The sequence below is a fragment of the Streptomyces incanus genome (assembly GCF_042656345.1).
GTDB classification, from domain to species: Bacteria; Actinomycetota; Actinomycetes; order Streptomycetales; family Streptomycetaceae; genus Streptomyces; species Streptomyces incanus.
The window spans coordinates 70,977-92,174 of the sequence record NZ_JBHSPC010000023.1 but is presented as its reverse complement, the minus strand read 5'-3'; the positions used below and the strand labels follow the sequence as shown (position 1 = coordinate 92,174).

Here is a 21,198-nt window from a genome sequence, read left to right as displayed (position 1 = left end):
GGCAGTGGCCATCGCATGACAGGAACCTCACGAGTCACGAACTACAGCTGCCGTGACCGTCCCGCCGTACGGTTGTCCGGCTGACTACGTTCCGTTCTACTTCGCTCCGCGATCCCCCATGCTGTACGTGATCAGCAGGGGTGGCGTGCCGACGTACCGGGAGGGGCAGACGCCCCTCGTCTACCTCGTCACGTCCGTAGGTACGGTTGTGGAATCCGGAAGACCTTTCGTCTTCAGTGACGGTAACTGCGCAAACGAGATTACTCAGCACTTCACGACACTGGGCGAGATGCCCACAGTCGTCGACTGGGAGATCATGGCAGCGCGGTACTGGGCGAACACGGCTGACGACGGCGACCGCATGAGACGGCGCATGGCTGAACTTCTGGTCCTCGAACACCTCCCGGTCACCGCCCTGCATGAGGTCGGGACCTATGATCATGATCATGCTCAACAAGCACATCATTTGCTCAGAGAGGCGGGGGCCGAGCTCCCGGTGAGTGTCAGACGTGAGTGGTACTACTGAGTTGGCGAAGGAGATCGGACCCTCCAAGGGAAGGACGGCGATGATTACGCGCGGCACCGGCAATCTGCTTCTGGCGGATGTCGATGCCCTTGTGAACACGGTCAACACCGTGGGTGTTATGGGCAAGGGCATCGCCTTGCAGTTCAAGCGGGCTTATCCGGAGAATTTCAAGGATTACAAGGCGTCCTGTGAGCGCGGGGATGCGACGGCCGGCCGAATGCACGTGCATGAGGTCGGGCAGATGGCGGGCCCCAGATTTATCATCAACTTCCCGACCAAGCGTCACTGGCGCGCGCCGTCCAGGATCGAAGACATCGCCTCGGGGCTTGTGGCGTTGCGTGACGAGATCGTCGAGAGGGGAATCGGATCGATCGCGGTCCCTCCGCTCGGGTGCGGCAATGGCGGCCTGTCCTGGCGTGAGGTCGAGCCCATGATTCGCCAGGCGCTGGGCACCATCCCCGGGGTCGAGGTCCGGGTGTGGGAACCATCCGGCGCGCCGAGCGCCGCCTCCGTGCCGAACGCCACCGAAGCGCCCCCCATGAACCGCGAGCGTGCCGCTTTCCTTGCCGCGCTCAACCGTTACATCCATAGCGGAATCTCACGTGGGCTTGCTTTTGAGCCTCGCGTTTCTCTGCTCGAAGCGCACAAGGTTGCGTATTTTCTGCAGAAATTGCAACTGCCGCTGGGTCTTCGCTTCGAAAAGGGGATCTACGGTCCGTACTCGCACCCCCTGGACAGAGCGGTCTCGGCGATGGAGGGTCACTTCACCGCGGGGTATGGAGACGGTACCAGTGGAGCTCAGGCGGTCCTGGAAATCGACAAGGACTCCGTGGGCGAAGCCGAGCGGCTTCTTGAGCAGTACCCGGAGTTCGAGGGGATTGCGGAAAAATTCCACATGCTGACGGCTGGTTTCGAAGACGCCTTCGGCATGGAACTCCTGAGCACCGTTCTGTTCGCTGCGGAAGAATTGGTCACGCCGCCACCGAACCCCGACGCCGTCGCAGCGTGCATCAGCGGGTGGAACGAGCGCAAGCAGCGCCTGTTCACGCGGGCTCATGTACGCACAGCGTGGCAGCGCCTGTCCGAGGTGGGTCTCCTGCCCTCACACGAACCCGGCTCACCCGCGTGAGGGAACAGGCCCTGGCCCGCGCCGTCCCGCCGGGGGGCCTTAGCCCCCTTCGCCCAAGCGCTCACAGCGGATTCCAGCGCTGAAGCTCGAACGCCCCGGCACCCTGTCACAGCCCACCGGTACCGTCGGAGCATGTCCAACCAGTCCGCGGCGGCCCCCGGTGAACGGCGTCTCGCCACCCTTGAAGGCGTCCTCGAGCGCATCACGTATGCCAACGAGGACAACGGCTACACGGTCGCCCGCGTCGACACCGGCAGGGGCGCCGCCGACCTGCTCACGGTCGTCGGGGCGCTGCTCGGGGCCCAGGTGGGCGAGTCGCTGCGGATGGAGGGGCGGTGGGGGTCCCATCCGCAGTACGGCAAGCAGTTCCATGTGGAGAACTACACGACACTGCTCCCGGCCACCGTCCAGGGCATCCGCCGCTATCTCGGCTCGGGGCTGGTCAAGGGCATCGGGCCGGTCTTCGCCGACCGCATCACGCAGCACTTCGGCCTGGACACCCTGACCGTCATCGAGGAGGAGCCCAAGCGGCTCATCGAGGTCCCCGGTCTCGGCCCCAAGCGGACCAAGAAGATCGCCGACGCCTGGGAGGAGCAGAAGGCGATCAAGGAGGTCATGCTCTTCCTCCAGACCGTCGAGGTGTCGACGTCGATCGCGGTGCGGATCTACAAGAAGTACGGGGACGCCTCGATCTCCGTCGTGAAGAACCAGCCCTACCGGCTGGCGTCCGACGTCTGGGGCATCGGCTTCCTCACCGCCGACAAGATCGCCCAGTCCGTCGGTATCCCGCACGACAGCCCGGACCGGGTCAAGGCCGGTCTGCAGTACGCGCTGTCGCAGGCCACCGACCAGGGCCACTGCTATCTGCCCGAGGAGAAGCTGATCGCCGACGCGGTGAAGCTGCTCCAGGTGGACACCGGGCTCGTCATCGAGTGCCTCGCCGAGCTGGCCGCCGAGCCGGAGGAGGGCGAGGACCCCGGAGTCGTACGGGAGAAGGTCCCCGACCCGCAGGGCGGTGACCCCGTCACCGCCGTCTACCTGGTGCCCTTCCACCGCGCCGAACTGGCCCTCTCCGCCCAGCTGCTGCGCCTCCTGCGCACCGGTGAGGACCGGATGCCCGGCTTCCGGGACGTCGCCTGGGACAAGGCGCTGACCTGGCTGAAGGGGCGTACGGGCGCCGACCTCGCCCCCGAGCAGGAGGCCGCCGTCAAACTGGCGCTCACCGAGAAGGTCGCGGTCCTCACCGGCGGCCCCGGCTGCGGCAAGTCCTTCACCGTGCGCTCGATCGTGGAGCTGGCCCGCGCGAGGAAGGCCAAGGTGGTGCTCGCCGCCCCGACCGGGCGCGCCGCCAAACGCCTCGCGGAGCTGACCGGCACCGAGGCCTCCACCGTCCACCGCCTGCTGGAACTCAAACCCGGCGGCGACGCCGCCTACGACCGGGACCGGCCGCTGGACGCCGACCTGGTGGTGGTCGACGAGGCGTCCATGCTCGACCTGCTGCTGGCCAACAAGCTGGTCAAGGCGGTGTCCCCGGGTGCCCACCTCCTCTTCGTCGGCGACGTCGACCAGCTCCCCAGCGTCGGCGCGGGAGAAGTGCTCCGAGACCTGCTGGCCGACAAAAGCCCCGTCCCCGCCGTCCGCCTCACCCGCGTCTTCCGCCAGGCCCAGCAGTCGGGCGTGGTGACCAACGCGCACCGGATCAACGCCGGACACCACCCGCTCACCGACGGCATGAAGGACTTCTTCCTCTTCGTCGAGGACGACACGGAGGAGGCGGGCCGGCTCACCGTGGATGTCGCCGCGCGCCGCATCCCGGCGAAGTTCGGGCTCGACCCGCGCCGGGACGTGCAGGTCCTGGCCCCCATGCACCGGGGCCCGGCCGGCGCCGGCACGCTGAACGGTCTGCTCCAGCAGGCCGTCACCCCCGGCCGCCCCGACCTGCCCGAGAAGCGGTTCGGCGGCCGGGTCTTCCGCGTCGGCGACAAGGTCACCCAAATCCGCAACAATTACGAGAAGGGTGCGAACGGGGTCTTCAACGGCACCGTCGGCGTGGTCACCTCGCTCGACCCGGTCGATCAGCGGCTGACGGTGCTGACGGACGAGGACGAGGAGGTGCCGTACGAGTTCGACGAACTGGACGAGCTGGCCCACGCCTACGCGGTGACCATCCACCGTTCCCAGGGCAGCGAGTACCCGGCCGTCGTCATCCCGGTGACCACGGGCGCCTGGATGATGCTGCAGCGGAACCTGCTCTACACGGCGGTCACCCGGGCCAAGCGGCTGGTCGTCCTCGTCGGCTCCCGCAGGGCGATCGGACAGGCGGTACGCACGGTCTCGGCCGGCCGACGCTGTACGGCGCTCGACTTCCGGCTCGCGGGCGCCTGAACCGTCGTTGTTGCTGCCCTTCGCCCCCTTCCGGAAGGAAAATGATCGATCAAATGAGTCGGGAACGTCACAGAGGGCTTCCGGAAAGGGGAACACAAGAGGCAGGATGGGCGAGTTGGCGGCACTCAGTGCCGCCAATAGGCCCGATGGTCGACCCCGAGTGCACTCTCCTGGGCCAAGTGGGGGATGGTAGAGGCAGTCAGGGCACCTCGAAGGTGAGGCACTACGTCGGTGAGGGATGACGTGAGCGACAACTCTGTAGTACTGCGGTACGGCGACGGCGAGTACACCTACCCGGTGATCGGCAGTACGGTCGGTGACAAGGGCTTCGACATCGGGAAGCTCCGAGCCCAGACCGGCCTGGTGACGCTGGACAGCGGCTACGGCAACACCGCCGCATACAAATCCGCGATCACGTACCTGGACGGTGAGGGAGGCATCCTCCGTTACCGCGGGTATCCCATCGAGCAGCTGGCCGAGCGCTCCTCCTTCCTGGAGGTCGCCTACCTGCTGATCAACGGCGAGCTGCCGACCGTCGACGAGCTCACCGCGTTCCAGAACGAGATCACGCAGCACACCCTGCTGCACGAGGACGTCAAGAACTTCTACAAGGGCTTCCCGCGCGACGCCCACCCGATGGCCATGCTGTCGTCGGTCGTCTCGGCGCTGTCGACGTTCTACCAGGACAGCCACAACCCGTTCGACGAGAAGCAGCGCCACCTCTCCACGATCCGGCTGCTCGCCAAGCTTCCGACGATCGCGGCCTGCGCGTACAAGAAGTCGATCGGTCACCCGTTCGTCTTCCCGCGCAACGACCTCGGCTACGTCGAGAACTTCCTGCGCATGACGTTCTCCGTCCCGGCCCAGGACTACGAGCTCGACCCGGTCGTGGTCTCGGCCCTGGACAAGCTGCTCATCCTGCACGCGGACCACGAGCAGAACTGTTCGACCTCCACGGTGCGCCTGGTCGGCTCCTCGCAGGCGAACATGTTCGCCTCGATCTCCGCCGGCATCTCCGCCCTGTGGGGCCCGCTGCACGGTGGCGCCAACCAGTCGGTGCTGGAGATGCTCGAGGGCATCCAGGCCGACGGCGGCGACGTCGACTCCTTCATCCGCAAGGTGAAGAACAAGGAGGACGGCGTCCGCCTGATGGGCTTCGGCCACCGGGTCTACAAGAACTTCGACCCGCGCGCCAAGATCATCAAGGCCGCCGCGCACGACGTGCTGTCCGCCCTCGGCAAGTCCGACGAGCTGCTGGACATCGCGCTCAAGCTGGAGGAGCACGCGCTCTCCGACGACTACTTCGTCTCGCGCAGCCTCTACCCGAACGTGGACTTCTACACCGGTCTGATCTACCGGGCCATGGGCTTCCCGACTGAGATGTTCACGGTCCTGTTCGCCCTCGGCCGGCTGCCGGGCTGGATCGCCCAGTGGCACGAGATGATCAAGGAGCCGGGCTCCCGCATCGGCCGCCCCCGTCAGATCTACACGGGCGTGGTGGAGCGCGACTTCATCCCGGTCGAGGAGCGCTGACCGAACGCGGCACGCGACGCAACCACCGAACGGCACGCCCCTCGGGGCGTGCCGTTCGCCGTGTGCTCAGCGGCCCCCGGCGACGAGTGCCGTCGCTCAGCGGCCCCCGGCGACGGGTGCCGCCTCGGCGCGGCCCCTGCCGGTCCCGTGCGGCAAGCTCGCCCACGGCTCCCTGCGGCGAGTGAGTGAGCCGAAGGGACGCGCCTGTGCGTCGAGGCTGCGCACACGCGGGGAGACCCGAAGGACTGAGGACGGTCGACGGGTGGGGCCCCGACGCGGGCTTGCGCGCCCCGGAGGTGAACCGGGCCCCGAAAAAGCAGAAGGCGCCCTGCGCCGGTCCCCCCACGGGCCGACGTCAGGGCGCCTTCCCATGTCCCGGTGCGGATTCCCCCCACGGGATCCGGCCGGGCGTCTGTGAAGATCAGCGCCTGAATCGCTGTCTCTGAGCGCGATGAGCGGAACTCATCGCGCCCGTGCGGTCTGCCGGGACGCGCACGGTCGAGAGGGCCGCTCAAAGCTCTCCGATGTACGTGCCCCGGCAACGCAGCTCCGGGGAAGTCCCCCAAGACATCCCCAGACGCCAGGTCGCGCCCCCCAAGACGCTTCCTGACATCGCCAACTTAGACCTTCGAACCCCTTCGATGGTTACGTTCACACCACTGTGATCTGCGTCTCTTGCATGTGTCCGTTAGGTGCGCAACAGCCCTGAATTACCGACGCGCCCCAAGAGTAAGGAAGATGCGCGAGCCTTGTGAAGAGCTTATGTGAAATGTCGTACCGGACTCCAGGGGTTGAGGTCAGTTGAGACCTCAATGAAACGAGCGCAACCGCAGGCTGTTGGTGACGACGAAGACCGAGGAGAAGGCCATGGCCGCCCCCGCGATCATCGGATTGAGCAGCCCGGCCGCGGCCAGCGGCAGCGCGGCGACGTTGTAGCCGAAGGCCCAGACGAGGTTGCCCTTGATGGTGGAGAGGGTGCGGCGGGACAGCCGGATGGCGTCCGCCGCCACCCGCAGGTCGCCGCGTACCAGGGTCAGGTCGCCGGCCTCGATCGCCGCGTCGGTGCCGGTGCCCATGGCCAGGCCCAGATCGGCGGTGGCGAGGGCGGCGGCGTCGTTGACGCCGTCGCCGACCATGGCGACGGACCGTCCCTCGTCCTGCAGCTGCCGGACGACGGCGGCCTTGTCCTCGGGCAGAACCTCGGCGATCACCCGGTCGATGCCGACGGCCCGGCCCACCGCCTCGGCCACGGTGCGGTGGTCGCCGGTGAGCAGGACGGGGGTGAGCCCGAGGGCGCGCAGGTCCCGGACGGCCTCCGCGCTGGTCTCCTTGACCGCGTCCGCGACGGCGAGGACCCCGCGTGCGGCTCCGTCCCAGCCGACCACGACGGCCGTGAGCCCGCCCTTCTCGGCCTCCTCCCGGGCCCGCTCCAACTCCGGCGGCAGCCAGAAGGCCGCTCCGGAGACCGATCCGGAGCCCGCCTCCGGGCCCCTTTCGGCGGCCGGTCCGCCGCCCAGCCGTCCCACGACCACCTCATGGCCGTCCACGCGCCCGCGTACGCCCCGCCCCGGGACGTTCTCGAAGCTCTCGGCCGCAGGCAGGGCCCCCGCCCGCTCCTCGGCGCCGGCTGCGATCGCACGGGCGATCGGGTGCTCTGAGGCGTGCTCCAGGGCGCCGGCGAGCCGCAGCAGCTGCTTCTCGTCGGTGCCGTCGGCGGTGTGGACCTGCTGGAGGGTCATCCGGCCGGTGGTGACCGTGCCGGTCTTGTCGAGGACGACGGTGTCGACGCGGCGGGTGGACTCCAGGACCTCGGGGCCCTTGATGAGGATGCCGAGCTGCGCGCCGCGCCCGGTGCCGACCATGAGCGCGGTCGGGGTGGCCAGCCCGAGGGCGCACGGGCAGGCGATGATCAGCACCGCGACGGCCGCGGTGAAGGCGGCGACGGTGTCGCCGGTGACGCCGAGCCACCCGCCGAAGGTGCCGGCGGCGATGAACAGCACCACGGGGACGAAGATCCCGGAGATCCGGTCCGCCAGCCGCTGCACCTCGGCCTTGCCGTTCTGCGCGTCCTCCACGGCCCGTGCCATCCGCGCGAGCCGGGTCTCGGCGCCGACGCGGGTGGCCTCGACGACGAGCCGGCCGCCCGCGTTGACCGTGGCACCGGTGACGGTGTCGCCGACCGTGACGTCCACCGGCACCGATTCGCCGGTCAGCATCGACGCGTCCACGGCGGAGGAGCCCTCGACCACGGTCCCGTCGGTGGCGATCTTCTCCCCGGGGCGTACGACGAACCGGTCACCGGCCGCGAGCCGTTCCGCCGGGATGCGCACCTCGCGGACCCGGCCGCCGCCCTCGTCGCGGAGCACGGCGACGTCCTTGGCGCCCAGCTCCATCAGGGCCCGCAGGGCGGCGCCCGCGCGGCGCTTGGAGCGGGCTTCCAGGTAGCGGCCGAGGAGGATGAAGACGGTGACGCCGGCGGCGACCTCCAGGTAGATCGCGGAGGCGCCGTCGGTGCGGGCGACGGTGAGTTCGAAGGGGTGCCGCATCCCGGGCATGCCCGCGTCGCCGAGGAACAGCGCCCACAGGGACCAGCCGAACGCGGCGAGCGTGCCGACGGAGACCAGGGTGTCCATGGTGGCCGCGCCGTGCCGCAGGTTGGTCCAGGCGGCCCGGTGGAAGGGCAGCGCACCCCAGACGACGACGGGGGCGGCGAGGGTGAGCGAGAGCCACTGCCAGTTGTCGAACTGCAGCGGCGGGATCATCGCGAGCAGCACGACGGGAAGGGCGAGCACGGCGGAGACGGCCAGCCGGTCGCGCAGGGCGGTGAGCCCGGGGTCCGCCGGCGCCGTGTCCGGCCCGTCCGGTGCGGACTCCCGCGCGGAGGCCGGTGACGGCGGGGGCGCGGGTTCCTCGGCGGTGTAGCCGGTCTTCACCACGGTGGCGATGAGATCGGCGACCTCGGTGCCGGCGGGGTAGGCGATCCGGGCCTTCTCCGTCGCATAGTTCACCGTGGCGGTCACGCCGTCCATGCGGTTGAGCTTCTTCTCGACGCGGGCCGCGCAGGAGGCGCAGGTCATCCCGCCGATGAGCAGCTCGACCTCGGAGGCGGGCGGGGCCTTTGAGGCCGTGAGGGCCGCTGGGGTCCCCGGGCCCGCCGGGTCGGTGGGTATCGGTGCTCCGGTGGTGGTGCTGGTCATGTCCGTACTCCAGGCAGGTCCGGGACTCCGGAGGGGTCGCGGTGTCCCCGGTGGGCTCGGGCGTGTCGTCCTGGCGCCAGGCTGAGCCGTTGTGGCGTCAGGCGGGGCCGACGAGCTCGAAACCGGCCTCGTCGACGGCGGCGCGGACGGCCTCCTCCTCGAGCGGGGCCGCGGAGACGACGGTGACCTCGCCGGTGGTGGCGACGGCCTTCACCGAGTCGACCCCGGGAATCTCGGAGATCTCGCCGGAGACGGCGCCTTCGCAGTGTCCGCAGCTCATGCCGCTCACCTTGTAGACGGTGGTGACGGAGCCCTGGGTGTCGGTCTGGGCGGTCATGTCATTGCTCCTCGTCGAGGCGGATGGGGTCGAGGGGGTCCACGGGGCCGGGGCCTCCACCTCCAGACTATACCCCTAGGGGGTATGAATCCGTGAGCAGCGGCTCGAGATAGCGAAAAAGGACATTTTTCAGTTCCTGGACATAGGCCGCGCGCTCGGCGCCCTCGTGGGCGAGGATCAGCTCCAGGCCGCCCTTGTAGATGCCCACGCACATCCGGGAGGTGCGGGCGATCTCCTCGGTGCGGGCGTCGGGCAGGAACGGGGTGAGCAGTGCCTCGACCCGGTCGATCAGGGCGGCGTGCAGGGCGTCGTGCTCCTGTGCCATGGCGCCGGGGACGTCGGGGCCGTGCATCAGGGCGAAGAAGACCGGGTGGCGGCAGTTGAAGTCGACGAAGCGGTCGACGGCCGCCGCGACGGCCTCCTCCAGCGGGGTCTCGGGGGCGATCGGCCTGAGGGCCTCCCCGTACGTCTCCCGCATCTCGTGCATCAGCCGGTCGCTCAGCTCGATCGCGATCGCTTCCTTGTTCGGGAAGAACTGGTACAGCGTGCCGGGGGAGACGCCCGCCTCGCGGGCGATGGCGTTGGTGCTGGCCGCCGTGTACCCGGTGGCGCAGAAGACGGAGGCGGCCGCCTCGAGCAACTGGACGATGCGCCGTTCGCCGCGCGCCTGTCTGCGGCGGGGCCGCTCGCCGGCCGTCTGCTCCATGTCGGTCCTCCCGGTCCTGTCGGGCACGTGTTCCCCGTTTCTGTGCTGCTTCTCCGTGTGCGGCCCTGTGTGCCGTCCGGTGTGCGGTTCCGTGCGCGGTCGCCGTGCGTACGAAGCCTTCCGCGGGTGTTCCGTGCGCGTTTTCCACAGTGATTGACAAACGCGAGAGGGTGCTCGCATTCTGGTGAAACACGAGCGACCTCTCGTGTTTGCCAGCTTATGGCAACGGCACAGCCATGCCGCCTGCCCGCGTACGCGCGGACCGCGAGGCCCCGGACCGGCGCGGTGCACGAGCAGCACGCACAGAGCGCCCGCCGGGGCGGGGGCCGGGGCACGGTTTCACGGTGAAAAGGGGACACCGCAGGATGACCGAAGTCAACGAGCCACCGCGCGTCGGAGGCTGGACCCGGTTCGTGACCGCCCGGCCGCGGCTCGCCCTGCTGGCGGCGCTGGTACTCACCGTGCTGGCCGTACTGGCCGGCAGCGGGGCCGCCGACCGTATGAGCAGCGGCGGCTGGGAGGACCCGGACGCCGAATCCACCTACGCGACCAAGGCCATCGAGCGGGAGTTCCCCGACTCCCGGCCCAACCTCCTGCTGCTCGTCGACGCGGGCGACGCCTCGGTGGACGATCCGGCCGTCGCCGCCGAGGCCGGGCGGCTCGCCGAGCGCCTGGCCGGCGAGGAGGGGGTCACCGGCGTCGGCTCCTACTGGCAGACCCGCTCACCCGCCCTGCGCGCCGAGGACGGGCACGAGGCACTGATCGCCGCCCGCATCACGGGCGACGAGACGGCCATGGGCGAGACCCTGGACCGCATAACGCCCCTGTTCCGCGGCGAACAGGGCGTGGTGGAGGTCGGCGTCGGCGGCCCGGTCGCCGTGCGGCACGAGATGCAGACCATCATTCAGGAGGACCTGCTGCGGGCCGAGCTGATCGCCCTGCCCGTGACGCTCGTGCTGCTGGTGATGGTGTTCGGCAGCGCCGTCGCGGCCCTGCTGCCGCTCGGCATCGGCATCGTCGCGATCCTCGGCGCCAACGCGATCCTGCGCGGGCTCACCGAGTTCACCGAGGTGTCGGTGTTCGCGATGAACCTCACCACCGCGCTCGGCCTCGGCCTGGCCATCGACTACGCGCTCTTCATCGTCCGCCGCTTCCGCGAGGAGCTGTCCACCGGAGCCGAACCCCTCACCGCCGTCGGCACCACCCTGCGCACGGCCGGGCGCACGGTGCTCTTCTCCGCCCTCACGGTCGCGGTGTCCCTGGCGGCGATGCTGCTCTTCCCGCAGCACTTCCTGCGGTCCTTCGCCTACGCCGGCATCGCCGTGGTGCTGCTGGCCGCGGCGGCAGCGCTCATTCTGCTCCCCGCCGCGCTGATGATCCTCGGCCACCGCGTCGACGCCCTGGACCTGCGCCGCCTGCTGCGCCGCAAGCGGCCCGCGAAGGCCGCCGGAGAGGAAGGAGCCGCCTGGGGTCGCATGGCGACGCTCGTGATGCGCCGTGCGCCGTTCTTCGCCCTGGGCACCACGGCCGTGCTGGTCCTGCTCGGACTGCCCTTCCTGGGCGTGAAGTTCGGCACCGCCGACGATCGCCAGCTGCCGTCCACCGCCGCGTCGCGCGTGGTCCAGGACCACATCCGCGAGGGCTTCCCGGGCAGCCCCGGCGGCAGCCTCGGAGTACTCGCCGAGGGCCGCGCCACCGCGGCCCAGTACGCGGCCTACAAGGAGCGCGTCGCCGAACTCCCCGAGGTGGTACGGGTCGACGGGCCGCTGGTGAAGGGCGATACGGCGTACTTCACGGTGCAGCCGAAGGGCGAGGCCGTCGACGACCCCGCCCAGCACCTGGTGGGCGAGCTGCGCGCGCTGGACGCCCCGTTCGACACCCACGTGACGGGCGCGGCGGCCGTGCTGGTCGACTCCAAGGACGCCATAGCCGAACGCTTGCCCGCGGCGGCCCTGTTCATCGTGACCGTCACCCTGTTCCTGGTGTTCCTGCTCACCGGCAGCGTGCTGATACCCGTCCAGGCGGTGCTGCTCAACGCCCTCAGTCTGACCGCCATGTTCGGCGCCGTGGTCTGGGTCTTCCAGGACGGCCATCTCTCCGGCCTGCTCGGCTTCACCAGCCCCGGCTCCGTCGAGACGACCCTCCCGGTCATCATGTTCTGCGTCGCCTTCGGCCTCTCCATGGACTACGGCGTGTTCCTGCTCTCCCGGATCAAGGAGGAGTACGACCGTGGGGGCACCTCCCACGCCCTTGAGGCGGTGGGGGACGGGAACCACGAACAGGCCGTCCGGTACGGCCTGCAGCGCACGGGCGGGCTGATCACCGCGGCGGCCGTCATCCTGGCGGTGGTCATGGTCGCGATCGGCACCTCGCGCGTGACCAACACCAAGATGCTGGGCCTGGGCATCGCGCTGGCCGTGCTGATGGACGCGATGATCGTCCGCAGCCTCCTGGTCCCCTCGGTCATGCGGCTCACCGGCCGGGCGACCTGGTGGGCCCCGGGCCCGCTGCGCCGGTTCCACGAGCGGTTCGGGCTCAGCGAGGGCGAGTCCGTGCGCGAGGCCGGCCGGGTTGGTGGGCCCGAGGACTCCGCCGAGGCCGAGGAAGCCACCCGCGGCAAGGCCGCCCACGACAAGGTGGAGGCCCGGGGATAGCGTTCCGCCGACAGCGGTGAGCGAGGGAAGGGGCCGGTCATGCGGGCGGTGGTGTTCGAGCGGTACGGGGAACCGGCCGAGGTACGGGAGGTCGCGGACCCAAAACCCGCGCAGCACGGAGTCGTGGTCCGCGTGGAGGCCACCGGCCTGTGCCGCAGCGACTGGCACGGCTGGCAGGGCCACGACCCGGACATCACGCTGCCGCACGTCCCCGGTCACGAACTCGCCGGGGTCGTCGAAGCGGTCGGCGCGCGAGTCACCCGGTGGCACCCCGGAGACCGGGTCACCGTCCCGTTCGTCTGCGCCTGCGGAAGCTGCCCGGCCTGCGCGGCCGGCGACCAGCAGGTGTGCGAGCGGCAGACCCAGCCCGGGTTCACCCACTGGGGCTCCTTCGCCCAGTACGTGGCGCTGGACCACGCCGAGGTGAACCTGGTTGCCGTTCCCGAGGACATGACCTCCGCGACCGCCGCCTCCCTCGGCTGCCGCTTCGCCACCGCCTACCGCGCGGTCGTGCAGCAGGGCCGGGTGGCGGCGGGGGAGTGGGTCGCGGTGCACGGCTGCGGCGGGGTGGGCCTGTCCGCGGTGATGATCGCGGCGGCGTCCGGTGCGCGGGTCGTCGCGGTGGACGTCTCCCCGCAAGCCCTCGACCTGGCACGGAAGTTCGGCGCGGTGGAGTGCGTGAACGCGGCGGCGGAGGACACGGCGGAGGCGGTCCGCGACCTCACCGGCGGTGGCGCCCACCTCTCCCTGGACGCCCTCGGCTCACCCGTCACCTGTGCCGCCTCCGTGAACGGCCTGCGCCGCCGGGGCCGTCACGTCCAGGTCGGACTGCTGCCCTCGCCCACGGGCACCACCCCGGTCCCGATGGCCCGCGCCATCGCCCTCGAGCTCGAACTCCTCGGCAGCCACGGCATGGCCGCGCACACCTACCCGCCGATGCTGGAACTGGTCCGCGCGGGCGCGGTCCGCCCCGATCTCCTGGTGACGCGGACCATCGGCCTGGACGCGGCTCCGTCGGCCCTGGCGGCTATGGGCACGGCCCCGGGCGCGGGCGTGACGGTCATCGAACCGTGGCGTTGAGCGCGGCCCACTCCCGGTCGAGGATCGCCATGATCACCTCGTCGACCCGCTCCCCGTCCCGGAAGGTGACCTCCCGCCGCACGCCCTCGACCACGAAGCCGGCCTTCCCGTACACACGCAGGGCGCGCGGGTTGTTGCCGTATGCCTCCAGCTGGATGCGGCGCAGCCCGAGGCGCTCGAAGCCGTGGGCGACGATGAGCCGCGTGGCCTCGGTGCCCAGCCCCCGGCCGCGGCCACGCGGCCGATGAGGGTGCGGAGGGTACCGCTGCGTGCCTTTGGGTCTCACTCGTTGAGGACGACCTCGCCGACGAGGTCCCCGGTGGCACGGTCGGTGACGGCGAGGCCGAGCCGGTCGGGCTGCGCGGACCGGGAGCCGTACCAGGAACGCGTCTTCCCCGGGGTGAGTCCGACGGAGGGGTCGAAGGTGAAGCGGACGACCTCCGGGCCCCGGATGATCTCCCACATCGTGTCGGCGTCGGCCTCCGTGAAGGGGCACAGCACGGTCCGGTCCCCGGTGAGAGTGGGTTTGCCGGTGAAACTCCTGGCTGAGCTGTGCCCCATCGGGGCGGCGGGGCACAGCTGTTTTCCGGAGGTCTCCCGGGGTCAACTGCCCCCGCGGCCCCGGTTGCCCGGCCGGGAGGCCACCCAGCGGCGTACGGTGTCCGCGTACCAGTACGGCTTGCCGCTCTCCACGTGGTCGGGCGGGGGCAAGAGGCCGTGCTTGCGGTACGAACGGACGGTGTCCGGCTGCACCTTGATGTGCGCCGCGATGTCCTTGTAGGACCACAGACGTTGGTCGGTCATGCGTCGTACCTCCCCGCGAGCACCACGGAGGCGGCCAGGGGTCGGCCGTCAGGGGGAGCCGGGTGCTGCGCTGGCGATCACCAAGCGTTCTGCCCGGTGAACGACGCCGTACGAGGGTGGAGCGGCGTTGTGCGCCGGGTGTGACGGAAAGCCCGCGCACACGGGACATGTGTGACACGGGCGGGGCATTTGTGACACAAGTGAAGCAAAGATGTGTGCCGCTCCACCGGCGGGCCGTGTTGACCCGCCCGGCCGTGACCGTCGATCTGCCCGGGTCGCCCATCGGCTCGAGGGTCGGCCCGGGCGTGCTCGCCACGCGGGCCGCGGCCGCGCTCCTGGGCGGCGGCTGTGAAGACACGGTCCGGCGGGGCGTCGGCTTCCTGTCTCCCCTGGACGGTTCGGCTGTTCCGGGGACGTAAGGTCAAGATCTCGTCCTTATGTCTGGACAAAGCATTGACAGGGCTTCGCCTCCACGGCTAGAACCGGGGGGAGCCGTGCGGGGACGACAACGACGAGGCGACGCCCTCCACGGCGGCAGGAACGACGACACGAGCGGCGGCGCGAGTGACGCGACCGCCGTCCCTGCTCCGGGGCGCCCCTGAGGGCCCCGGCACCGAACGCCTCCGGCGCGGGCGGCCACTTTGCTTTGGCAGGAGCGAAGTGCGTGCGACGACTCCCCGTCCACTACGGCCCCCCCGCCGGAGGTCTCCGTCCGCCACCGGTCACGGGCGAACGCCCCGCGCCGCCCCGCGTGCCCGCCCGGAAAGCCGGTACCACCCACCCGACACGGGCGGTCCCGGGGTGTTCGCGGTGCGGTCGTGTACCACGGACGCGGTACGCGGCGGCGGTCGCGTACGCCTGGAGGAGGTGGCGGGGTCGGCCTTCGGGCAGCATCGGGACGCCAGATCGACCCCGTACCGTTGACGCATGGATCTTCGACTGCGCGGACTGCGGTGGCCCACGTCATGGCGGCCCCGGCGGACCGTCGCCGCCGCGGCCGCGGTCGTCGTGCTCGCCGGGGCCGGCACCTGGACCGCCGTCGCCTCCGACGACCCGGCGCCCGCGGTGGACCGGGCCGACCGCGTCATGACGGTGGCCGACGGCGGTGACGGGAGCGACGGGAATGACGAGGTGCGCATCGACACCTCGTACTTCACCGCCGGTCCGGCCGGCCGCCGTCCCGCCGTCCTGCTCGGGCACGGCTTCGGCGGCAGCAAGGACGACGTACGGCAGCAGGCCGAGGAGCTCGCGCGCGAGGGGTACGCGGTGCTCACCTGGTCCGCGCGCAGCTTCGGCAAGTCCACCGGGAAGATCGGGCTGAACGACCCGGACGGCGAGGTCGCCGACGTCTCCCGGCTCATCGACTGGCTCGCCGAGCAGCCCGAGGTCGAGCTCGACGAGGACGGCGACCCGCGCCTCGGCATGGCCGGCGCCTCCTACGGCGGCGCCATCGCGCTGCTCACCGCCGGGCACGACGACCGGGTGGACGCCATCGCCCCGGCGATCACCTACTTCGACCTCGCCGAAGCGCTGTTCCCGGACGGCGTGTTCAAGAAGCTGTGGGCGGGCATCTTCGTCAACACCGGCGGCGGCTGCGAGAAGTTCGAGCCCGCGCTGTGCCGGATGTACGAGCGGGTCGCCGAGTCCGGCACCCCGGACGCGGAGGCCGTCGCGCTCCTGAAGGAGCGGTCCCCGTCCGCCGTCGCCGACCGCATCGACGTGCCGACGCTGCTGATGCAGGGCCAGTCCGACTCGCTGTTCCCGCTCGGCCACGCCGACACGGCCGCGCAGGCGATCCGCGCGAACGGCGCCCCGGTCGACGTCGACTGGATCGCCGGCGGGCACGACGGCGGTGAACCGGAGGCGGACCGCGTCCGTGCCCGCACCCGGGCCTGGTTCGACCGGTACCTGAAGGACGACAAGGGCGCCGACACCGGCCCCGCCTTCCGCGTCACCCGCACCGGAGGCGTCGACTCCACCGACGGGCGGGCCGTGCTGAGCGGCGCGAGCGCGGACCGCTACCCGGGCCTGACCGGCGGCGGGAAGGACTTCCCGCTCACCGGACGCGAGCAGAGCTTCGCCAACCCGGCCGGCGCCAGTCCGCCCGCCGTCTCCGCCCTGCCCGGCCTCGGCGGTGCCGGCGGCCTCTCCCAGCTGTCGTCCCTCGGCGTCGGCGTCTCCCTGGACTTCCCCGGCCAGTACGCCCGCTTCGAGTCCGCCCCGGTCACCGGCGACCTGCGGATCACCGGCTCGCCGACCGCCACCGTCCACGTGAAGTCGACCAGTGACGACGCCGTCCTCTTCGGCAAGGTGTACGACGTCGGCCCGGACGGACGGCAGCAGGTACTGCCCTCCCAGCTGGTCGCGCCGATCCGGGTCGAGGACGCCAAGGCGGGCAAGGACGTCACCGTCACGTTCCCGGCCGTCGACCACGAGGTCCGGCAGGGCCACCGCCTGCGGCTCGTCCTCGCCTCCACCGACCTCGGCTACGCCTCCCCGGCCGCCCCGGCGACGTACACGGTCTCCCTGAAGAGCGACCTCACCGTGCCCACCGCGCCCGAGGTGGTCACCGCGGCGGCCCCGCTCCCCTCCTGGGTGTGGTGGCTGCCGCTCGCCGGAGCCGTCGCCGCCCTCGCCCTGGTGCTGAGCGGCCGCCGCCGCACGACGGCCACGCCCCCCGACCCCGGACTCGCCGACGTACCGCTGCAGATCACCGGCCTCAGCAAGCGCTACGCCCGTTCCGCCGACCGGTACGCCGTACGCGACCTGTCGTTCCGCGTGGAGAAGGGCCAGGTCCTCGGCCTGCTCGGGCCGAACGGCGCGGGCAAGACCACCACCCTGCGCATGCTGATGGGCCTGATCAAGCCCGACGGCGGCGAGATCCGCGTCTTCGGCCACGCCATCCGCCCCGGCGCGCCGGTGCTGTCCCGGGTCGGCGCCTTCGTCGAGGGCGCGGGCTTCCTCCCGCACCTGTCCGGCCGGGAGAACCTGGAGCTGTACTGGCAGGCCACCGGCCGCCCGCCACAGGACTCCCGCATGGAGGAGGCCCTGGAGATCGCGGGCCTCGGCGACGCCCTCGCCCGCGCGGTGCGCACCTACTCCCAGGGCATGCGCCAGCGCCTCGCCATCGCCCAGGCCATGCTCGGCCTGCCGGACCTGCTCATCCTGGACGAACCGACCAACGGCCTGGACCCGCCCCAGATCCGCGAGATGCGCGAGGTGATGATCCGGTACGCGGCTGCCGGACGCACGGTGATCGTCTCCAGCCATCTGCTCTCCGAGGTCGAGCAGTCCTGCACCCACCTCGTCGTCATGGACCGCGGACAGCTGGTCCAGGCGGGTCCGGTGCACGAGATCATCGGCTCCGGCGACACCCTGCTCGTCGGCACCGGGTCCCCCGTGGACGAGCCGCTAGCCGGGAAGGTGGCCGCCCTGCCGGGCGTCGCCTCGGCGGTCCCCACCGACGACGGGCTGCTGGTCCGCCTCGACGCCGACGGCACCGCCCCGCGCCTGGTCGCCGAACTGGTGCGGCTGGAAGTGCCGGTGGCGTCGGTGGGACCGCACCGCCGCCTCGAAGACGCCTTCCTCACGATGATCGGAGGTTCCGCATGAGCGCGCTCGACGAACGGACCGGGCCCGCCGGCCCCGGACAGCCGGCGAACCCGGCGGAACCGGTGGAGGTGGCCGACGGCTACCGCGCGGGCCGCACGCTGCCGCTGCGGGTCGAACTGGTCCGGCAGCTGAAGCGCCGCCGCACCCTCGTCATGGGCGCGATCCTCGCCGCCCTGCCGTTCGTGCTGGTCGTCGCCTTCGCCATCGGAGGCGAGCCGGAGGGCCGCGAGGGCCGGGTGACCCTGATGGACACGGCCACCGCGTCCGGCGCCAACTTCGCCGCCGTGAACCTGTTCGTCTCGGCCGGCTTCCTCCTCGTCATCCCCGTCGCCCTGTTCTGCGGGGACACGGTCGCCTCGGAGGCCGGCTGGTCCTCGCTGCGTTACCTCCTCGCCGCCCCGGTACCGAGGATGCGGCTGCTGTGGTCCAAGCTCGTCGTCGGCCTGGGGCTCAGCCTCGCCGCGATGGTGCTGCTGCCGGTGGTCGCGCTCCTCGTCGGCACGGCCGCCTACGGCTGGGGCCCGCTGCAGATCCCCACCGGCGGCTCGCTGGACCCCGCGACGGCGGCGCAGCGGCTCGTGGTGGTCGTGGCGTACATCTTCGTGTCCCAACTGGTCACCGCCGGGCTCGCGTTCTGGCTGTCGACCCGCACCGACGCCCCGCTGGGCGCGGTCGGCGGCGCGGTCGGCCTGACCATCGTCGGCAACGTCCTGGACGCGGTGACCGCGCTCGGCGACTGGCGTCACTTCCTGCCCGCGCACTGGCAGTTCGCCTGGGCCGACGCAGTCCAGCCGACCCCGCAGTGGTCCGGCATGATCCAGGGCACCGCGGTCTCGGTGACGTACGCACTCGTGCTGTTCGCGCTGGCCTTCCGCGGCTTCGCCCGCAAGGACGTGGTGTCGTAGGTCGGCGGAGGGTCACCCACCGGTCTCGGCGGGCCCGTCCCGTGCCCGCTTCGAGACCCGTCCGCAACGCCCCGTAGTGCACGTTCCGCCCCGCTCCGGCAGCACAGTCGCAGAAGCCGACGCCAACGGCACGAGGGGGAACGGACGAGGAAGCGGACGACCCGACGCACGCCGCACAGCGTGCCGCACAGCACGGGGCGGGGCATGCCGCACAGCACCACGCACAGTACGACGTGCCCGGCGGGGCGCACGGACACGGCACGGGACGCGACGCGACGGCGGCGGCCTTCACCCGGGAGGTCACCGCCGTGGCCAAGGGCCTCGTCGCGCCGCTCGGCCCCCGCCCCGGCACGGTCGGCCTGCCGGTTCCCGGCACCGTCGTCCGTATCGCCGACGACGGCGCGGTCCTCGTCGAGGGCGGCATCGCCTTCGGGGCCTACCGGAACGACCCGGCCGCCACCGACGAGGTGCTCACCGACGGCTGGTTCGCCACCGGCGGCCTCGGCTCCCTCGACGACGGCTGTCTCACCGTCACCGGCCGCGAGAAGGACATCCTCGTCACCTCCGGCGGCAAGAACGTCTCCCGGCCGTCCTGGAGGACCGTCCGCGCAGCCACCCGCCCGTCGGCCAGCACCTGGTCGCCGGCGACGAGCGCCCCTGCGCCGCCGCGCTCGTCACCCTCGACCCGGAGACGGTCGGGCACTGGCTCGCGGTGCGCGGGCTGCCCGCCGGCACGCCCCTGTCCGAAGTGATCGACGACCCCCGGACGCGCGCCGACGTCCAGGAGGCCGTCGGCCACGCCGACGAGGCCGTCTCCCGCGCCGAGTCGATCCGCGCCTTCCCCCTCGTCGAGGACGAGTCCACCGAGGAGAACGGACTGCCGACCCCGTCCCTGAAGGCCGAACGCCAGGCGGCACAGGCGGCGTACGCACAGGAGATCGAGAAACTGCACCTCTGACGGGATATGCCGCCAACCGGGTGAACTTGCGCAACCGTTTCCCGTGCGTCCGGTTACTGAAGCAGTAGGGCACGCGACGCCACGAGAAAGGAACGCGCTGTGCTGCTCCGTCCGCGGTACACGGGCTCGTCCCGCAGGCATTCCCGCCTGTGAGTCGAGGGCGAACACGGGAGCCGCTGCCGACGCAGAGTCTGCCGCCGTCGGACCTCCGGGTGTTCTTCTCGACGCATAGCACGCTGTGGCGTCCGACGCACCGGCCTCTCGGCTCCGCCATGGCCGACTTCGGGCGTCGATCTCCGTGCCCGGGCCGGCTTTCCACCTTCAAGCAGGAAGACCACGACATTGCGACAGACCCTGAGCAGGGGAGCGTTCGCGGCGGCCGCCGCCACGGGCCTCCTCTCCCTGTACGGCGCCCCCGCTCTCGCTGACACGTACGCGGAGGGAGCCGCCACGAACTCTCCCGGCGTGCTGTCCGGGAACAACGTCCAGGCACCGATCGAGGTGCCGGTGAACGTGTGCGGCAACACGATCGGCGCGGCCTCCGTGCTCAACGAGGCGTCCGGCAACACGTGCGTCAACGGCTCGCACCAGGACGACAGGTCCGAGCACCGCGCGTCCAGTACCTCGCAGGGCCGCTCCGGCGGCGGTGGCGCGTACGCGGAGGGAGTCGCCAAGGACTCTCCCGGCGTGCTGTCCGGGAACAACGTCCAGGCACCGGTCCACGCGCCGGTGAACGTGTGCGGCAACACCGTCGACGTGGTCGGGGCGCTCAACGAGGCGTCCGGCAACACGTGCGTCAACGGCTCGCACCAGGACGACAGGTCCGAGCACCGCGCGTCCAGCACCTCGCAGGGCCGCTCCGGCGGCGGTGGCGCGTACGCGGAGGGAGTCGCCAAGGACTCTCCCGGCGTGCTGTCCGGGAACCTCATCCAGCTCCCGATCCACGCCCCGGTGAACGCGTGCGGCAACACCATCGGTGTGATCGGGGTGCTCAATTCCGCCTACGGCAACGACTGCGGCAACGGATACACACCGCACGAGCCCGACTACGGACCCGACGGATCCGGCTACGGACCCGAGGACGAGACCCCGTCGTCTCCGCCCGTCCGTACGCACACCCCGCCTCCCACGCACGTGACGTACACGCCGCCCGAGACCACCGGCGAAGAGTCGCCCCACCTGGCCGAGACCGGCAGTGACAACGCGCTGCTGGCCTCGGGCGCCGGTGCGGCCCTGCTCGTGGGCGGGGCGCTGCTGTACCGCCGGGGGCGCGCAGCCGCCCGCCGATAGCGGTTGCCAGGCGCCGGACCCCCCCCGTCCGTCCGGCTCCCGCGACCCTGCCGACCGCGCACGCCCCCGGGCCGGTCCGGGC

General features: G+C 71.3%; 12 protein-coding genes and 3 pseudogenes. 10 read left to right on the top strand and 5 right to left on the bottom strand.

What is annotated here, in order from left to right; translation table 11 throughout:
• Nucleotides 1-43: 43 nt before the first annotated feature.
• From darT to ACFP2V_RS09470, 4 genes and pseudogenes are all read left to right on the top strand, one after another.
• Nucleotides 44-526, top strand: a pseudogene (darT, locus tag ACFP2V_RS09485) (type II toxin-antitoxin system toxin DNA ADP-ribosyl transferase DarT); the annotation flags it as partial.
• 1 nt (nucleotide 527) lies between these two features.
• Nucleotides 528-1,655 (top strand): type II toxin-antitoxin system antitoxin DNA ADP-ribosyl glycohydrolase DarG, encoded by a 1,128-nt coding sequence (darG, locus tag ACFP2V_RS09480; RefSeq protein ID WP_381208398.1) that lies wholly within the window; start codon nucleotides 528-530, stop codon nucleotides 1,653-1,655.
• A gap of 132 nt (nucleotides 1,656-1,787) precedes the next feature.
• Nucleotides 1,788-4,040, top strand: coding sequence for an SF1B family DNA helicase RecD2 (recD2, locus tag ACFP2V_RS09475; RefSeq protein WP_381208395.1), 2,253 nt, complete (start codon nucleotides 1,788-1,790; stop codon nucleotides 4,038-4,040).
• A 243-nt stretch (nucleotides 4,041-4,283) separates the two neighbouring features.
• A complete protein-coding gene (locus ACFP2V_RS09470) occupies nucleotides 4,284-5,573 on the top strand; it encodes a citrate synthase (protein ID WP_381208392.1) in 1,290 nt (429 codons plus the stop codon).
• A gap of 809 nt (nucleotides 5,574-6,382) precedes the next feature.
• On the opposite strand, the gene ACFP2V_RS09465 is transcribed toward ACFP2V_RS09470, so the two are convergent.
• From ACFP2V_RS09465 to ACFP2V_RS09455, 3 genes are all read right to left on the bottom strand, one after another.
• The gene (locus ACFP2V_RS09465; RefSeq protein WP_381208389.1) at nucleotides 6,383-8,770 is read right to left on the bottom strand and encodes a heavy metal translocating P-type ATPase; all 2,388 of its coding nucleotides are present in this window, start codon (nucleotides 8,768-8,770) and stop codon (nucleotides 6,383-6,385) included.
• A 97-nt stretch (nucleotides 8,771-8,867) separates the two neighbouring features.
• Nucleotides 8,868-9,107 (bottom strand): heavy-metal-associated domain-containing protein, encoded by a 240-nt coding sequence (locus ACFP2V_RS09460; protein WP_381208386.1) that lies wholly within the window; start codon nucleotides 9,105-9,107, stop codon nucleotides 8,868-8,870.
• A gap of 67 nt (nucleotides 9,108-9,174) precedes the next feature.
• Nucleotides 9,175-9,813, bottom strand: coding sequence for a TetR/AcrR family transcriptional regulator (locus ACFP2V_RS09455; RefSeq protein WP_381208383.1), 639 nt, complete (start codon nucleotides 9,811-9,813; stop codon nucleotides 9,175-9,177).
• Between the two features lie 365 nt (nucleotides 9,814-10,178).
• Here ACFP2V_RS09455 and ACFP2V_RS09450 point away from each other — a divergent pair, with 365 nt between their 5' ends.
• Entirely contained in the window at nucleotides 10,179-12,467 is a 2,289-nt protein-coding gene (locus ACFP2V_RS09450) for an MMPL family transporter (RefSeq protein ID WP_381208380.1), read from the top strand.
• Nucleotides 12,468-12,506: 39 nt separating this feature from the next.
• On the top strand, nucleotides 12,507-13,547 hold the full coding sequence (locus ACFP2V_RS09445) for a zinc-dependent alcohol dehydrogenase family protein (protein ID WP_381208377.1): 1,041 nt from the start codon (nucleotides 12,507-12,509) through the stop codon (nucleotides 13,545-13,547).
• Here the strand turns inward: ACFP2V_RS09445 and ACFP2V_RS09440 are convergent.
• Nucleotides 13,528-14,108: pseudogene (locus ACFP2V_RS09440) on the bottom strand (GNAT family N-acetyltransferase). The gene ACFP2V_RS09445 and the pseudogene ACFP2V_RS09440 sit on opposite strands and share 20 nt — an antisense overlap.
• Before the next feature lie 42 nt (nucleotides 14,109-14,150).
• Nucleotides 14,151-14,351 (bottom strand): helix-turn-helix transcriptional regulator, encoded by a 201-nt coding sequence (locus ACFP2V_RS09435; protein WP_381208374.1) that lies wholly within the window; start codon nucleotides 14,349-14,351, stop codon nucleotides 14,151-14,153.
• Between the two features lie 927 nt (nucleotides 14,352-15,278).
• On the opposite strand from ACFP2V_RS09435, the gene ACFP2V_RS09430 reads away from it, so the two are divergent.
• The 4 genes and pseudogenes from ACFP2V_RS09430 to ACFP2V_RS09415 all read left to right on the top strand — a co-directional run bounded on the left by ACFP2V_RS09430 (nucleotide 15,279) and on the right by ACFP2V_RS09415 (nucleotide 21,116).
• Nucleotides 15,279-17,963 (top strand): alpha/beta fold hydrolase, encoded by a 2,685-nt coding sequence (locus ACFP2V_RS09430; protein ID WP_381208371.1) that lies wholly within the window; start codon nucleotides 15,279-15,281, stop codon nucleotides 17,961-17,963.
• Nucleotides 17,960-18,868, top strand: a complete 909-nt coding sequence (locus ACFP2V_RS09425; protein ID WP_381208368.1) for an ABC transporter permease — start codon at nucleotides 17,960-17,962, stop codon at nucleotides 18,866-18,868. The genes ACFP2V_RS09430 and ACFP2V_RS09425 overlap by 4 nt, the downstream gene beginning before the upstream one ends.
• A gap of 320 nt (nucleotides 18,869-19,188) precedes the next feature.
• Nucleotides 19,189-19,826 (top strand): annotated as a pseudogene (locus ACFP2V_RS09420) (acyl-CoA synthetase family protein); the annotation flags it as partial.
• 342 nt (nucleotides 19,827-20,168) lie between these two features.
• Nucleotides 20,169-21,116, top strand: coding sequence for a chaplin (locus tag ACFP2V_RS09415; protein ID WP_381208366.1), 948 nt, complete (start codon nucleotides 20,169-20,171; stop codon nucleotides 21,114-21,116).
• Nucleotides 21,117-21,198: the final 82 nt, after the last annotated feature.

Bases quoted from the DNA above. Each gene is read 5' to 3' on its own strand.
- recD2 (WP_381208395.1), top strand. From the start codon at position 1,788: ATGTCCAACCAGTCCGCGGCGGCCCCCGGTGAACGGCGTCTCGCCACC.
- ACFP2V_RS09465 (WP_381208389.1), bottom strand. From the start codon at position 8,770: ATGACCAGCACCACCACCGGAGCACCGATACCCACCGACCCGGCGGGC.
- ACFP2V_RS09460 (WP_381208386.1), bottom strand. From the start codon at position 9,107: ATGACCGCCCAGACCGACACCCAGGGCTCCGTCACCACCGTCTACAAG.
- ACFP2V_RS09455 (WP_381208383.1), bottom strand. From the start codon at position 9,813: ATGGAGCAGACGGCCGGCGAGCGGCCCCGCCGCAGACAGGCGCGCGGC.
- ACFP2V_RS09450 (WP_381208380.1), top strand. From the start codon at position 10,179: ATGACCGAAGTCAACGAGCCACCGCGCGTCGGAGGCTGGACCCGGTTC.
- ACFP2V_RS09445 (WP_381208377.1), top strand. From the start codon at position 12,507: ATGCGGGCGGTGGTGTTCGAGCGGTACGGGGAACCGGCCGAGGTACGG.
- ACFP2V_RS09435 (WP_381208374.1), bottom strand. From the start codon at position 14,351: ATGACCGACCAACGTCTGTGGTCCTACAAGGACATCGCGGCGCACATC.
- ACFP2V_RS09430 (WP_381208371.1), top strand. From the start codon at position 15,279: ATGGATCTTCGACTGCGCGGACTGCGGTGGCCCACGTCATGGCGGCCC.
- ACFP2V_RS09425 (WP_381208368.1), top strand. From the start codon at position 17,960: ATGAGCGCGCTCGACGAACGGACCGGGCCCGCCGGCCCCGGACAGCCG.